The 14,651-nt window shown below is 69.8% G+C and carries 12 protein-coding genes; 7 read left to right on the top strand and 5 right to left on the bottom strand.

All coding sequences use genetic code 11. From position 1 onward, the window contains the following. The first annotated feature begins 297 nt into the window (after positions 1-297). The 3 genes from ACIHCQ_RS15270 to ybaK are packed head-to-tail and all read left to right on the top strand — an operon-like array spanning position 298 to position 2,586. Positions 298-1,308 carry a hypothetical protein gene (locus ACIHCQ_RS15270; protein ID WP_399661998.1) on the top strand — a complete coding sequence of 337 codons (1,011 nt, stop codon included), beginning with the start codon at positions 298-300 and terminating at the stop codon, positions 1,306-1,308. 11 nt (positions 1,309-1,319) lie between these two features. Continuing rightward, the gene (locus ACIHCQ_RS15275; protein ID WP_399662000.1) at positions 1,320-2,066 is read left to right on the top strand and encodes an LON peptidase substrate-binding domain-containing protein; all 747 of its coding nucleotides are present in this window, start codon (positions 1,320-1,322) and stop codon (positions 2,064-2,066) included. 16 nt (positions 2,067-2,082) lie between these two features. After that, positions 2,083-2,586, top strand: a complete 504-nt coding sequence (gene ybaK / locus ACIHCQ_RS15280) for a Cys-tRNA(Pro) deacylase (RefSeq protein WP_399662002.1) — start codon at positions 2,083-2,085, stop codon at positions 2,584-2,586. A 751-nt stretch (positions 2,587-3,337) separates the two neighbouring features. Here ybaK and ACIHCQ_RS15285 read toward each other — a convergent pair. From ACIHCQ_RS15285 to ACIHCQ_RS15300, 4 genes are read right to left on the bottom strand one after another with little or no spacing between them, the layout of a single operon-like run. Then, complete coding sequence (locus ACIHCQ_RS15285) at positions 3,338-3,997, bottom strand: DUF2567 domain-containing protein (protein ID WP_399662004.1); 660 nt, start codon at positions 3,995-3,997, stop codon at positions 3,338-3,340. 34 nt (positions 3,998-4,031) lie between these two features. Next, positions 4,032-4,898, bottom strand: coding sequence for an ABC transporter permease (locus tag ACIHCQ_RS15290; RefSeq protein WP_399662005.1), 867 nt, complete (start codon positions 4,896-4,898; stop codon positions 4,032-4,034). Then, entirely contained in the window at positions 4,895-5,869 is a 975-nt protein-coding gene (locus tag ACIHCQ_RS15295) for an ABC transporter ATP-binding protein (protein ID WP_399662060.1), read from the bottom strand. Before ACIHCQ_RS15295 ends, ACIHCQ_RS15290 begins: the two co-directional genes overlap by 4 nt. A gap of 37 nt (positions 5,870-5,906) precedes the next feature. After that, on the bottom strand, positions 5,907-7,244 hold the full coding sequence (locus ACIHCQ_RS15300) for an NYN domain-containing protein (RefSeq protein WP_399662007.1): 1,338 nt from the start codon (positions 7,242-7,244) through the stop codon (positions 5,907-5,909). A gap of 294 nt (positions 7,245-7,538) precedes the next feature. On the opposite strand from ACIHCQ_RS15300, the gene ACIHCQ_RS15305 reads away from it, so the two are divergent. Then, positions 7,539-7,718 carry a hypothetical protein gene (locus tag ACIHCQ_RS15305; protein ID WP_399662009.1) on the top strand — a complete coding sequence of 60 codons (180 nt, stop codon included), beginning with the start codon at positions 7,539-7,541 and terminating at the stop codon, positions 7,716-7,718. 109 nt (positions 7,719-7,827) lie between these two features. Here the strand turns inward: ACIHCQ_RS15305 and dnaE are convergent, their stop codons facing one another. After that, entirely contained in the window at positions 7,828-11,367 is a 3,540-nt protein-coding gene (gene dnaE / locus ACIHCQ_RS15310; RefSeq protein WP_399662011.1) for a DNA polymerase III subunit alpha, read from the bottom strand. Between the two features lie 192 nt (positions 11,368-11,559). Here dnaE and ACIHCQ_RS15315 point away from each other — a divergent pair, with 192 nt between their 5' ends. Genes ACIHCQ_RS15315 through ACIHCQ_RS15325 form a run of 3 tightly spaced genes read left to right on the top strand, consistent with a single transcriptional unit; the run spans position 11,560 to position 14,513 of the window. Beyond that, positions 11,560-12,885, top strand: coding sequence for a DUF2252 domain-containing protein (locus tag ACIHCQ_RS15315; protein ID WP_399662013.1), 1,326 nt, complete (start codon positions 11,560-11,562; stop codon positions 12,883-12,885). A gap of 46 nt (positions 12,886-12,931) precedes the next feature. Further along, entirely contained in the window at positions 12,932-13,645 is a 714-nt protein-coding gene (locus ACIHCQ_RS15320; RefSeq protein WP_399662015.1) for a hypothetical protein, read from the top strand. A gap of 46 nt (positions 13,646-13,691) precedes the next feature. Beyond that, positions 13,692-14,513, top strand: a complete 822-nt coding sequence (locus tag ACIHCQ_RS15325; RefSeq protein ID WP_399662017.1) for a thioredoxin domain-containing protein — start codon at positions 13,692-13,694, stop codon at positions 14,511-14,513. Positions 14,514-14,651: the final 138 nt, after the last annotated feature.

The raw sequence follows: 14,651 nt of genomic DNA on the forward strand, positions 1-14,651 counted from the left end.
GGAGTGCGGGGTACGGGGGCTCCGCAAGCCCCGGGAGGTTCCAGGCCCACGTGCCCCGTACACCTGGCAGGCTCCGGCCCTGAGAGGCCTCGGAGGCCACGCACACCCACAGGCCCCCGCCCCACTGCCCCACTGCCCCACCAGCCTCATGAACCTCAGAACGTGCACCCACCCGCCCCCACCACCGCACTTCTTTGCGTTCTTTTGACTTTTGCCAGGACAACCATTCCGCCCCTACCAAAGCTTCACAGCTACCCTCTGGCGCGCCCCCGACCTGCGGATTTCAATGGCCGCACCATGAGTTTGTTCCGCGCCCTGATCCGTACCGCGCGCATGATCCGCCATACGCCACTCCTCGCCGACGGACTGCCGCCCGACGAGGAAGTGCTGCTCGACGCGCCCGACCAGCGGCTCGGCCCCACGCTCGTCGCCGCCGCGTTCGGTGAGTACGAATCCGCCGCCAAGCTGCTCGCCACCACCCGCGAGGCGGCCGAGTGGGAGAACCGCGACCGGTACGTCATACGCCTCGCCGCCTTCGCGCTCAACCGTGACGAGTGGCTGACTAGCTGGCTCGCCGCCTCCCCCCGTGACCCGGACGCGCTCGTCCTCAAGGCCGAGCTCGCCGTCCGCAGGGCGTGGCAGTCGCCGGCCCGCGCCGAGCGGCTGCGCGAGGTCGGTCCGCTGATCGACGCGGCGGCGGACGGCGACCCCGCCGACCCCGTCCCGTGGCGCATCTCTCTCGACCACGCGCGCGGCACGCACGCCGGCCACACCGCCTTCGAGTCGCTGTGGGAGCAGGCCGTGCGCCGCTCCTCGCACCACTACGGCTGCCATGTCGCGGCCCTGCGGTATCTGTCCGCCCAGTGGTACGGCTCCCACCGCGAGTGCTTCGACTTCGCCGAGCAGGCCGCGGCGGACGCCCTGCCCGGCTCGCTGGTGCAGGCGCTGCCGGTCCGCGCGGCCTTCGCGCAGCTGCTGAGCGGCGACACCACCTCCGTACAGGAAGACAGGATCGACGCCGCCGCGGATCTCGCCATCGCGCTCTCCGCGGATTACCCGGCGGGCGACCCCTGGCCGGCGGAAGTGCGGAATCTGCTGGCGTACGTGCTGGTGAGGCGGGGGCGGTGGGCGGCAGCGCTGGAGCAGTTCCGGCTGATCGGGCCGTACGCGACGTCCTTCCCGTGGACCTCCGTCACCGATGACGCGCTGGGGCAGTTCCTCGACGCGCGGGACGGCGTACGGATTCAGATCGCCTCGGCGATGCCATTGTGTGGACGGGCCGGACGGCCCAGGTCCGTAGGCCATTAGTCTCTACCGTTGTGACCACCGCACGTCTTCCCCTCTTTCCGCTGAACTCGGTGCTGTTTCCCGGCCTTGTCCTGCCCTTGAACGTCTTCGAGGAGCGTTATCGCGCCATGATGCGCGAGCTGCTGAAGACGGACGAGTCCGAGCCGCGCCGTTTCGCCGTGGTCGCCATCCGCGACGGTCACGAGGTCGCGCCCACGGCGCCGGGCCTGCCGGACCAGACGGCGGTGCCCGCACGCGGCCCGGCGGCGGGCTTCGGCGCCGACCCCATCCAGGCGTTCCACACGGTGGCCTGCGTCGCGGACGCGGCGACGATCCGCGAGCGCCCGGACGGCAGTTTCGAGGTACTGGCGACCGGTACGACGCGGATCAGGCTGGTCTCGGTCGATGCGAGCGGGCCGTTCCTGACCGCCGAGGTGGAGGAGATCCCGGAGGCGTCCGGGGAGGGCGCGGGCGCGCTCGCCGAGGGCGTGCTGAGGGCGTTCCGCAGCTACCAGAAGCGGCTGGCGGGCGCGCGGGAGAGGTCGCTCGCGACGTCGGCCGACGCGGATCTGCCGGACGAACCGTCGGTGGTGTCGTACTTGGTCGCGGCGGCGGCGGTGCTGGACGTTCCGGCGAAGCAGCGGCTGCTGGAGGTGGCGGACACGGCGGCGCGGCTGCGGGAGGAGCTGACGCTGCTGCGCTCGGAGACGGCGGTGATCCGGCATCTTCCTTCGCTGCCGGCGGTCGAGTTGACGCGGGCGCCGACGAACCCCAACTGACGGGAGTCGCTTCACCGTGCCGAAGAAGCAGAAGAAGAGCGGCAGTTCCGGTGGTACCCCCGCGACGGTCGTGCTGACGGCGGCGGGCGCGGAGTTCAGCGTGCACGCCTACGACCACGACCCCGCGTCACCGTCGTACGGCGAGGAGGCGTCGGAAGCGCTCGGCGTCGCGCCCGAGCGGGTCTTCAAGACACTGGTCGCGGATGTCGACGGCAAACTGACGGTGGCGGTCGTCCCGGTCGCGGGCCAGCTGGACCTCAAGGCGCTGGCGGCGGCGGTGGGCGGGAAGCGGGCGGCGATGGCGGACCCGGCGGCGGCGGAGCGGGCGACGGGTTACGTACGGGGCGGCATCTCCCCGCTGGGCCAGCGCAAAGCGCTGCCCACGGTGCTGGACGCGTCGGCCTCGGACCACGCCACGATCTGTGTCTCGGCGGGGCGCCGGGGGCTGGAAGTCGAGCTCGCGCCGGGGGACTTGGCGAGTCTGACGTCGGCGGTGCTGGCGCGGATCGGCCGCGTGTAGGGGCTCGACGGGAGGGCTGCAGTCGGTTACGACCGTAGGGACGGTCCGAGGAGGACGGTCCCTACGGTGGGGGTACCACCCACGCCCGCCAGGGCGTAGGGGGAGGGCGGCGGCGCATGTCCAAGCGAACCCGCAAGCGGAAGTGGCGCATCCGTAAGCACCGCGCGAACCACGGCCGCCGGCCGGCGTAACTGGGGGACTTCCCCAGGCCCCCTTGCGGGCACGGCACGCTGCGGCACGAAGCCGCGGTGGCAGGTCCCGAGTGGGGCCCGGGCCGTCAAGCTCCGTCCGCCGTCTCGGGGGCGCAGCGCCCGTACGCATCTGCGGAGCGAAGCTGCCGCACTGGGGGCCGGCGAGGGCGGCTGGGGGCAGCCCAGGCTCAGCCCGCGGGCGTCTCCGGCAGTACGAGACGTACGGAATCGGCGCACCCGGCAGAGGGCCACGTGGCCGAGGGCTCCCGATTCCCGGGCCGGTCCAGGCGGCGCGAAACTGCCGCGCTGCGGCTGGTGTACCTCCCACGCCCGGAGGGCGAGGGCGGCCGGCGAGCACACCCGAGCTCAGGCCGCGCCGTCTCCGGCCGGTACCACTGGAACAGAGGGCCTCCGACCTACCCGACCCGCCAAGCGTCGCGGGCCGGTTCGCTCATCCGCCTGCGGCACGAAGCCGCAGCCGCAGCTCCCGGCAAGGGTCGGGGGCCCGCGGGGAGTCCCCGGTTACGCGACAGTACGGGCGGGGGCACACACCCCCGGGCTCAAGCCGCGCCGTCCCCCGGGCCCATCGGTGTCGGGCCCGTCTGGCCGTACCCCGTAGCCGGCCACTCCGGCTCCGGGTCCCTCGGGCCGAACAGTCCCGTCAGCGCCAGGTGGACCGCCATCGCCGAGGCCGGCCAGGCCAGCAGCGAGCCGTACGCCTTCAGTTTCAGCGGCGCGTCGAACGTCACGCCCGCGCCCACCGCCTTCGCCTGCGCGACCACATCCTCCGGCGGGCCGAACCACACGCCCATGCCCCACGCCAGCAGCGAGCCCAGCAGACCGCCCACCGCCAGGGCCACCACCAGCGCGACGCCGCCGCGCCTGCGGAACAAGAAGACCGCCGCCGCGCACACCGCGCCCAGAGCGAGTGCCAGCAGCACGAACGTACCGTCCGCGCCCACCGCCTCCTCGCCCTCCGTGTCCTTCAGGAAGACCGCCTTGCCGTCCGAGATCAGCGGTACGCGTGGCGCCAGCCACAGCCACAGCAGGCCCAGTGCCACACCCGCGACCGCCACGGCCACCAGCACCACAGCAGCTTCCCGCAGCTCCGTCTTCACGTCCGGGCCCTCCTCCGCTTCCGTCCCGTACAGAGGCGCGTGGCCTATCGGCGATGGCTGGTGCGGCGGAGTGCCCTGCGGCGGAGTCAGATGTGCGGTCACCCCGCCATCGTGCCAGGCGCGGTCGGACAGCGCCTCACCGGACCGCCGCCCGGCGGTACGCCCACGTCGCGACCGCCAGCGAGACGACCCCGACAACCGCGCAGACCGCGAGGTCGAATCCGACGGCCGCCCAGTCCGGACGCGGCCCGAACGTCCTGGCCAGCGCCTCCACGCCGTACGTCGAAGGCAGCAGATCACGCGCGTACCCGACCGGGCCCGGCAGCCGCTCGGCCGGCAGCACACCCAGCAGCAGCGCCGCCGACATCCCCAACTGGCCGAGAAGCGTGGCAAGTTCGGGGCGCGGCGCGAGGAGCCCGAGCGCCGCGCCGAGCCCGGCGAGGGCCGCGCCCGCCAGGGGGATCACCGCCGCCAGCACCCACAGATGCGTCAGCGGCAGGTCGAACATCACACTGCCGACGACCGCCGTGACCACCGTGCCCGGCACCGTGAAGGAGGCGTACGCACCCGCCGTGCCCAGCACTACCGCCGCCGGTGGCACCGGCAGCGTCGCGTAGTGGTCGAGACCGCCGTTCGCCCGCAGCTGTCCGAAGTACTGGGCGAGCAGATTCAGCGCGACGAAGGCGACGACGAGCACACTCGACCCCGCCACGACCGCCTGCGCCTCTCCACCGCTGCCTCCGTCCACCACTCCGCGCATCAGGACCATGATCCCGATCGACTGGAACGTCGCCACGAACAGCAGCGGCAGCCTCGCCACCCGCGCCCGCGACAACTGCGCCCGGTACACCGCGCCCAGCGCGGGCAGCAGTCGCGCCCGCGGGGCCAGCGGCGAGGGCGCGGCTGCTGCCCCGGACACGTTCTCCGAGCTGACCTGGTGGGACGACCGGGGGAACCCCCCGGCCACCGCCTCCGTCTCCGCCTCCGCCGGCACGGTACTCACGCCTTGACCAGCCCCTTCATCGCGTTCCCCCCGAGCGCCAAGTACACGTCCTCCAGGCTGGGCGTGGCCAGCGTGAAATCGTCCAGCGCCGCGAACGCCGCCCCGCCCGTCACCGCCGCGACCGCCGCCCGCGCCTCCTCCGGCGCCAGTCTGAGCACCCACCGGCGCCCGGACTCCTGCGCGGATCCGCGCAGCGCCGCCACCTCGGGCACCTCCAGCGGCGCCCGCTCGCGCCACACCAGCTCGACCCGCACCTCGCCCGCGACCCGTTCCTTGAGCCCCGAGGGGCTGTCGCAGGCGATGACGCGGCCTTGTTCCAGTACGGCGACCCGGTCGAGGACCGTCTCCGCCTCGATGACGTTATGGGTGACCAGCACCACGGTCGTGCCGTATTCCGCGCGCCGCCGGTCCACCGCGGCCCATACCGCGCGCCGCGCGACCGGGTCCATGCCGGTGGTCGGCTCGTCCAGTATCAGCACCGGCCGCTCCCCCACCAGCGTCGCCGCGAAGCAGGCCAGCCGCCGCTGCCCGCCGGACAGCTGCTTGAGGGGGCGCGCGGCGAGCCCGGTCAGCCCGAGCTCCTCCAGTACGGTGTCGCGCTCCGCCCGCGCGTCCCGCAGGGAAAGAGCGCGCAGCCGGCCCGTGGTCTCCGCGGCGAGCGCGACGGTCAGTTCGTCCAGTGCGGTGGATTCCTGCCCGAGGTAGCCGATCAGCCGGGAGGCCCGCTCCGGGTGGCGTACGAGATCGTGGCCGAGCACCTCGATACCGCCCGCGTCCGGGCGCATCAGCCCGGTGAGCTGTCGTACGAGGGTGGTCTTGCCCGCGCCGTTGGGCCCGAGCAGACCGAAGATCTCACCGGACCGCACCACGAGGGAAATCCCGTCGCTGGCGCGCACCTCGGGCGTCCCTGCCCGACCGCGGCGACCACGCACGGCGGGGTACGTCTTGACCAGTTCCCGCACCACACACACCGTACTCACAAGGGTCGAGCCTAAGGGGTCGGCCGGACTACTCCCCCGCGGGGGCGTGTTCCGCGGCGGCCCGTACGTCGATCTCACGCCAGAATCCCGCGCGGATCGCGTACCGGTCGTGTTCGTCGATTTGGTCGTCCTTGTGCGCGAGCAGACCGAAACGCGCCGCGTACCGCAGCAGCTCACCGTCTATGCGGTGCGGAATCCGCGGGTACATGGTGGACAGCTTCTGCACATGGCTCTGCTCGGGCAGCCGTTCCATCCAGCGCCGGGCGAAGACCTGGCCGACCTCGAAGGGATCGCCGCCGACCGTGGTGATGTCCTCCTCGCGGTCGGCCCAGCGCTGCTCGGCGCTGGTGAGCTGGGCGAGCGTCGGCAGCGAGGCGGTCTCGGGCGGTTCGCCGAGCGGGCCCGAGCCGTTGGAGCCGGGGCGCTCGACCCAGCCCCGGTCGGAGGACCAGCGCAGGGTGGCGCTCGCGGGGGGCGGCGTGGCGTGCTGGCCGGGGGCGCGCAGGCTGGCCAGGTCCTTGGGGGTGGGGACACCCCTGGCGGTGGCGGGGGCGGAGCCCGTATCGCTGTGCCCGGACCCGTGGTCGGACCCGTGGTCGGAGCCATGCCCGGAGCCGTGGTCAGAGCCGTGCCCGCCGTGGTCGGGTCCGTGGTCGGAGCCGTTCACGGAAGGCACCGTGCGGCGCGATCCATTGCGCGCGGCCTCGTCCGCCGCCCGCTCCTGCGAGGCGGCGAGCGCCGACTCGGGCAGTGGCGCGGAGAGGATCGCCGCGATCTCGGGGCGGGGCGCGGGCGGCGGCGCGCAGTTGCCGGAGAAGTCCTTGGCCCGTACGGCCTTGGTGATCCAGACACGGTCCAGCACCCGCCGCTCGTCGGCCTCCGCGACCAGGTCCTCGGACTGGTTGTAATCACCGTCGGCGGCCTGCACCGCCCAGAGGTGGACGGCGACGCCGTGCTCCTTCGCAGACATCAGCCCAGGCAGCAGGTCGCCGTCGCCGGTCACCAGCACCACATCCGAGCAGGCGCGGTTTCTGGCCAGTTCGGTGAGCTCGGCGTGCATGGCGGCGTCGACGCCCTTCTGCGCCCAGCGGCCGTCGCTCCGGGTCAGCGCGCCGAGGCGGACGGTCACGCGCGGCATGACCCGCATCCGCCGGTGCTCGGGCTGCGGTACGCGGTCGGGGGCGCCGTCGAACCAGTAGATACGGAGCAGGGGGCGCTCCGTATCCACTTCGGCGAGTTCGCGCAGACCCTGGATGAGGGCGGTGTGGTCGACGGTGATCCGGGAACGCGCCGGTTCTCCGGCGAGAAGGCTCGCGGCGGCGCCCAGCAGATATCCGGCGTCCACCAGGACGACGCAACGGTCCACGCGCTCCACCCTCTTTCAAGACTTCAGGCACTTCAGGAACTTGGGGAAATCCCGGAACGGGGAATCCTAGGATCGGGGGATTGTTCCAGATCGGGGATTGTTCCGGGTTTTCTTCGAGTCTGCCCGAACACGGAAGGGTTAACGGCCGGAACTCGATCATCGGTGCGGCGGATCCCCAGTCCTGGAGCGACAAGGGCCCCTTACCCACCGCAATGATCCAAAATGCGCTGGTTCTCTTGGTATGTGACGCTGACAGCGGGCCTGGCCCCGAGAATTCCACAGGAGGCGTTCCCCATGGCCAAGAACAAGAATCGCAAGGGCAGTCAGCAACAGGACCGCTCGTCCACCGCGGAGCGCAGCAGCGAGCAGGCCAAGTCCGCCGCGTACCAGTCGCAGTCGCGGACACAGTCGCACGCGCAGGGCAGTCCGTCGGATGTCGCCCGTAAGCACCAGCGGCGCTTCGGCCACAACTGATCGCCTCAACTGATCAACACCAGTGACGTGGTAACGCCGCAAGGGGCGCACCCCTTGCGGCGTTTTTTGCTCCGTTCTCGCCCCGTTTTAGTGGCCTGTCGCCTGTCGGTCAGCCGGCCAGGCACGCCGGGCCGAGCAGCACCTTCAGATCCCCGAACAGGGCCGCATCCGGCTGCACCCGGTGCCGGTCCAGCCGGAGCACCGTGGTCTTGCGCGGGCCCAGCAGCTTGATCCGTACCTCGGTGTTGCCCTTGTGGTGGCTCAGGATCTCCCCGAGCCTGCTGATCATCGGTGGGGTGACCTTCACCGTCGGGATGGTGACGGTAACCGGCGCGTTGGTGCCGGCCGAGGAGAGATCGGGGACCATCAGCTCCATGGCGACCAGCCGCGGGATGTCCTCGCGCTTGTCGAGCCGCCCCTTCACGAACACCACTGTGTCCTCGACCAACTGGGTGGACACCAGCTGATACGTCGCGGGGAAGAACATGCACTCGATCGAGCCGGCCAGATCCTCGACGGTGGCGATCGCCCAGGCGTTGCCCTGCTTGGTCATCTTGCGCTGCAGGCCGGAGATGATGCCGCCGATGGTGACAATCGCGCCGTCCCCGTGCTCTCCGCCCGTCAGCTGGGAGATCGAGGCGTCCGATTTATCGGACAGGACGTGCTCGATGCCGAAGAGCGGGTGGTCGGAGACGTACAGGCCGAGCATTTCGCGTTCCTGAGCGAGCAGATACGACTTGTCCCACTCGATGTCGGAGAACTCGACGTCGAGCCCGAAGCCCGGCTCGTCGCTGTCCTCCTCGCCCATGCCGCCGAAGAGGTCGAACTGCCCCTCGGCCTCCTTGCGCTTGACCGCGACCACATTGTCGATCATCGGTTCGTGGTGGGCGACCAGGCCCTTGCGGGTGTGGCCCATCTCGTCGAAGGCGCCGGCCTTGATCAGTGATTCGACGGTGCGCTTATTGCAGACGACCGCCTCGACCTTGTCGAGGAAGTCGGGGAAGGTCGTGTACTTTCCCTTCGCCTTGCGGCAGCGAATGATCGAGTCCACGACGTTTGTACCGACGTTCCGGACGGCGGTGAGACCGAAAAGGATCACATCGTCGCCCTGGGCGGCGAAGTTGGACTCGGACTCGTTCACATTGGGCGGCAGCACCTTGATGCCCATGCGGCGGCACTCGTTCAGATAGACCGCGGACTTGTCCTTGTCGTCCTTGACCGAGGTCAGCAGCGCCGCCATGTATTCGGCCGGATAGTTCGCCTTGAGATACGCGGTCCAGTAGGTGACCAGGCCGTACGCCGAGGAGTGGGCCTTGTTGAAGGCGTATCCGGCGAACGGGACCAGCACGTCCCACAGCGCCTGGATGGCCTGGTCGCTGAAGCCGTTCTTCTTCGCGCCCGCCTGGAAGAGGACGAAGTTCTTCGCCAGCTCGTCGGGCTTCTTCTTGCCCATCACGCGCCGGAGGATGTCGGCCTCGCCGAGGGAGTACCCCGCGATGATCTGGGCGGCCTTCTGCACCTGCTCCTGATAGACGATCAGGCCGTGGGTGAGGCCCAGCACCTCCTTGAGCGGCTCCTCCAGCTCCGGGTGGATCGGCGTGATCTCCTGCTGGCCGTTCTTGCGGAGCGCGTAGTTCGTGTGGGAGTTCATGCCCATCGGGCCCGGCCGGTACAGGGCCGAGACGGCGGAAATGTCCTCGAAGTTGTCGGGCTTCATCAGCCGCAGCAGCGAGCGCATCGGGCCGCCGTCGAACTGGAAGACGCCGAGCGTGTCACCGCGGCAGAGCAGCTCGTACGTCGTGGGGTCGTCCAGCGGGAGGTCGAGCATCTCCAGCTTGATGCCCTTGTTGGCCTCCACCATCTTGACGGCGTCGTCCATGATCGTGAGGTTGCGCAGACCCAGGAAGTCCATCTTCAGCAGGCCGAGCGACTCGCACTGTGGGTAGTCCCACTGCGTGATGGTCACGCCGTCGCTGTGCCGCACCCACACCGGGACGTGGTCGGTGATGGTCTCGCTGGACATGATCACGCCTGCCGCGTGCACACCCATCTGCCGGACCAGTCCCTCGACGCCCTTGGCGGTGTCGATGACCTTCTTCACATCCGGCTCGTTCTCGTACATCCCCCGGATCTCGCCCGCCTCGCTGTAGCGCGGGTGCTTCGGGTCGGTAATGCCGTTGAGGTCGATGCCCTTGCCGAGGACATCGGCGGGCATCGCCTTGGTGAGCCGGTCACCCATGGCGTACGGGTAGCCGAGGACACGGGCAGAGTCCTTGATCGCGTTCTTCGCCTTGATCTTTCCGTACGTGCCGATCATGGCGACCTTGTCGGCGCCGTACTTCTCGGTGACGTACCTGATCACCTCACCGCGCCTGCGCTCGTCGAAGTCGATGTCGACATCGGGCATGGAGACGCGCTCGGGGTTGAGGAACCGCTCGAAGATCAGCCCGTGCGTGATCGGGTCGAGGTCGGTGATGCCCATCGCGTACGCCACGATCGAACCGGCCGCGGAACCACGGCCCGGACCCACCGCGATGCCGTTGTTCTTGGCCCACATGATGAAGTCCGCGACCACGAGGAAGTACCCCGGGAAGCCCATCTCGATGATGATGCCCATCTCGTACTCGGCCTGCTTGAGGCGGTCGTCCGGGATGCCGCCGGGGTAACGGCGGGCCATGCCGCGCATGGTCTCCTCGCGGAACCAGGTCACCTCGGTATAGCCCTCGGGGACCTCGAACTGCGGCATCAGGTTCTTCGCCTCGAACATGCCGTCGGTGTTCACCTGCTGGGCGACGAGGAGGGTGTTGGCGCAGCCCTCCTGCCAGGCGTCCGAGGAGTCGATGGCGTACATCTCGTCCGTGGACTTCAGGTAGTAGCCGGTGCCGTCGAAGCGGAAGCGGTCCGGGTCCGAGAGGTTCTTGCCGGTCTGGATGCACAGCAGCGCGTCGTGCGCGGTCGCCTCGTGGGCGTAGGTGTAGTGCGAGTCATTGGTGACCAGCGGCGGGATGTCGAGCTTCTTCCCGATCTCCAGCAGGCCGTCGCGGACCCGGCGCTCGATCTCGATGCCGTGGTCCATCAGTTCCAGGAAATACCGCTCCTTGCCGAAGATGTCCTGGTACTCGGAGGCGGCCTTCAGCGCCTCGTCGAACTGGCCGAGGCGCAACCGGGTCTGCAGCTCGCCCGACGGGCAGCCGGTCGAGGCGATGAGTCCCTCGGACCACTTGGAGATGGTCTCTTTGTCCATCCGCGGCCACTTCGTCAGCCAGCCCTCGGCGTACGCGTCCGAGGAGAGCCGGAAGAGGTTGTGCAGCCCGGTCTTGTTGGCGGCCCAGATCGTCTTGTGCGTGTAACCACCGGAACCGGAGACATCGTCCCGCTTCTGGTGCGGCTGGCCCCACTGGACCTTGCGCTTGTTCCGGCGGGACTCCGGGGCCACATACGCCTCGATGCCGATGATCGGCGTCACACCCGCCTTCTTCGCCGTATGGAAGAAGTCGTACGCCCCGTGGAGGTTGCCGTGGTCGGACATGGCGATGTGCGTCATGCCCATCTCATTGCAGGCGTCGAACATGTCCTTGAGCCGCGCGGCACCGTCCAGCAGGGAGTACTGGGTGTGGACGTGAAGGTGCGTGAAGGGCGGCTTGGTCACGGCGGGAGGCCTCCGGAGAACGGTGGTCGACAGACTGAAGACAGTCCGGGGGATCAGCCTGGAAGTCTACGTCTTGACACTGACAGTCGCGGGCACTCCCGCGTACCTTGGCGGGCACTCCCGCGTACCTTCGTGCGTTGGGAAGTGGGCGGAACACCATCCCCTTTGTCATGCACCAGGAGGCACCCAGCGATGTCGGTCCAGCAGGCTGAAGCCGATCAGCGCGGCGAGCGGATTCTCTCCGTATTCGATACTGCTTTCGGCCAGCTCCTGGCTGCGGATCCAGCCGCCTTCCAGGTCAAATTCCGGAAGATGGCCGCCTCCGCCTTCGCCTTCTACCGGGGTACGGCGTGCCTGTTCTACAACGACCTGGAGCAGGAGCGGCACGGCGGCCCCTACCTGGACGACCGGACCGGGCGGGTGTGGATCCACGGCGACCTGCACGCTGAGAACTTCGGCACGTACATGGACTCCAATGGCCGGTTGATCTTCAACGTGAATGATTTCGACGAGGCTTATGTGGGGCCCTTCACATGGGACCTCAAGCGGCTGTCCGCCTCCCTGGCGCTGATCGGCTACACCAAGGCCCTCAGCGACCAGCAGATCACCGAGCTGGTACGGATCTACGCCGCGGCCTACCGCGAGCGCATCCACGCCCTGGCCACGGGTGCCAAGAACGACGAGGTGCCGCCGTTCACGCTGGACACCGCGGAGGGGCCGCTGCTGGAGGCCTTGCGCGACGCCCGCAGACTCACCCGCTTCGCGCTGCTCGACTCGATGACGGAGATCCGCGACTCCGAGCGCCGGTTCGCGCCCGGCGGCGGCTCCATCGAGCTGGACGCCGCCGGCCGCTACAAGGTGCTGGCCGCGTTCGACGGCTATCTGGAGACGCTGCCCGAGTCCAGCCTGGCCCGGCCCGACTCGTACCGGGTCAAGGACGTCGTGGGGCGGCGCGGCGTCGGCATCGGGTCGGCGGGACTGCCCTCGTACAACATCCTGCTGGAGGGCAACAGCGACGCCCTGGAGAACGACGTCGTGATCTATATGAAGCAGGCGCAGACCCCTGCGGTCTCCCGGCACATCGACGACCCGGCCGTACGGCAGTACTTCCAGCACGAAGGCCACCGCACGGTGATCTCGCAGCGCGCGCTCCAGGACCACGCGGACCCGTGGCTGGGCTGGACCGAGCTGAGCGGGACGGGCCAGCTGGTGGCCGAGATCTCGCCGTACGCGGTGGATCTGGACTGGTCGGACATCGACGACACGGAGGAGATCGCGGCGGTCGTCGCGGACCTGGGCAGGGCGACGGCCACGATGCACGGGGCGGCGGACGACGGGAGCGGTCAGTCGCTGGTGCCGTTCTCCACGGAGCGGGCCATCGACGCGGCGATCGCGGCGGACGAGGACGGCTTCGGGGAGCTGCTGGTGGAGTTCGCGCACAGCTACGGCGCGCGGGCGCGGGCGGACCACCAGATCTTTGTGGACCTGTTCCGCAATGGACGGATCCCGGGGCTGTAGTCCGGCTCGGGTGGCCGGATCCTTTAGGGGGCCCTTACAGGGACCCATGGGAAACTCGCCGGTGATGGACATATCCGGGATGCGGCTCAGGGGGCTGCGGGCAGCGGTCTTCACGGCACTCGTCGTGACGCTGTCCGCCGCCTCTCATGTGCTGCTGTCCAGGGTTCCGCTGCCGCTGTCCACGCTCGCCTTCGTCTCGGCGACCGTATTCGGCGTCGCGTTCGCGCTGTCGGGCCGGGAGCGGGGATTCTGGCGGATCGCCGGCCTCCTCGTCCCGCTGGAACTGGCCGCCGACACCCTTTTCACCGCCGGTCAGGACGCCTGTTACGGCCCGGGCGGCGGGCCGGTCGCCGGTTCGCTGCGCTCGGTCGGCCTCGGTGCGCTGTGCGGCGGCGAGGTCGGCACGGCGCTGCCCGGGGTGGGCGCCCCCGACGAGGGTGCCGCCGGCCTGTTGAGCTCCACCGACCCCGCCACCCTGCCCTGGCTGCTGCTCGCCGCGCATGTCTCGGTCGGGCTGCTCGCCGCGGCCTGGCTGCGGCGCGGCGAATCCGCGCTGGCACGGCTGGTGCGGGCGGCGGGCGCGTGCGCGTTCCGGCCGTTGCGGGTGGCGGTCGCCGTGGCCGGGACGGCGCGGTATGCCGTACGCCGGGGGGCGGCGCGGCCTGTGGCGCGTCGGCCCGGTGTCGCCTCCGGGGCCCGCCTGCTGGTGCACTCCGTCGTACGGAGAGGACCGCCGCGCTCGGCCGCAGTGTGCGCCTGAGCCCGCAGTCCCGCCCGTTCCAGATGTCCCGATGGAGTGAATGAACATGAGTGCACGCAACAAAATGGCCAACAAGGCCGCGGCCCGCGAGCGGCTGCGCCAAGAGCAAGAGCGCCAGGCCAAGAAGGACAAGACCCGTCGGCAGCTCGTCGTGATCGGTACGACGCTGGTCGTCCTCGCGATCGCGGGCGGCATCGGTTACGCGGTCATGCAGGCCAACAAGCCGACCCACTGGGACTCGGTGGCGGACGAGAAGAACATCACCGCGCCGAAGAACACGACAGGCGAGAACGGGACGACGGTCGTCATCGGCAAGGCGACGGCGAAGAAGACGCTGGAGCTGTACGAGGACCCGCGCTGCCCGGTCTGCGCGCAGTTCGAGCAGACGGTCGGAGAGACGGTCAAGAAGGACGTCGACGCGGGCAAGTACAAGGTCGAGTTCATCGGCGCCACATTCATCGACGGCGCGAAGTCGATCAACGGCCAGGGGTCGAAGAACGCGCTGAGCGCGCTGGGGGCGGCGCTGAATGTGAGCCCGGAGGCGTTCGTCGCGTACAAGAGCGCGCTGTACTCGACCGAGTTCCACCCGGAAGAGACGGACGACAAGTTCTCCAAGGACTCGTATCTGCTGGAGGTCGCGGACTCGGTCCCGGCGCTGAAGAGCAACACCGAGTTCAAGAAGAACGTCGAGGGCGGCACGTTCGACGCGTGGGCGATGAAGATGACGGATGTGTTCAACGACAGTGATGTCACGGGCACGCCGACGCTCAAGATGGACGACAAGAAGCTCACGGTGGAGGGCAGCGACAACCCGCCGATGACGGTGGAGCAGTTCAACACGGTGATGGACAAGGCACTGAAGGCCTGAGGTGAAGGCCTGAGACGGGCCGCGGGGGGGGGGGGGGCGCCCCCCCCCCCCCCCCCCCCGGGGCGGGGGGGGGGGCCCCCCCGCAACAACCCGGGGGCCGTGACCCCCCCCCCCCCCCACATTTTAGGTCGCCCGCCC

Origin of the sequence: Streptomyces sp. NPDC052236 (genome assembly GCF_044548015.1) — a bacterium.
Lineage (GTDB): Bacteria > Actinomycetota > Actinomycetes > Streptomycetales > Streptomycetaceae > Streptomyces.

Bases quoted from the DNA above. Each gene is read 5' to 3' on its own strand.
- ACIHCQ_RS15315 (WP_399662013.1), top strand. From the start codon at position 11,560: ATGTCGGTCCAGCAGGCTGAAGCCGATCAGCGCGGCGAGCGGATTCTC.
- ACIHCQ_RS15325 (WP_399662017.1), top strand. From the start codon at position 13,692: ATGAGTGCACGCAACAAAATGGCCAACAAGGCCGCGGCCCGCGAGCGG.
- ACIHCQ_RS15320 (WP_399662015.1), top strand. From the start codon at position 12,932: ATGGGAAACTCGCCGGTGATGGACATATCCGGGATGCGGCTCAGGGGG.
- ACIHCQ_RS15270 (WP_399661998.1), top strand. From the start codon at position 298: ATGAGTTTGTTCCGCGCCCTGATCCGTACCGCGCGCATGATCCGCCAT.
- ACIHCQ_RS15305 (WP_399662009.1), top strand. From the start codon at position 7,539: ATGGCCAAGAACAAGAATCGCAAGGGCAGTCAGCAACAGGACCGCTCG.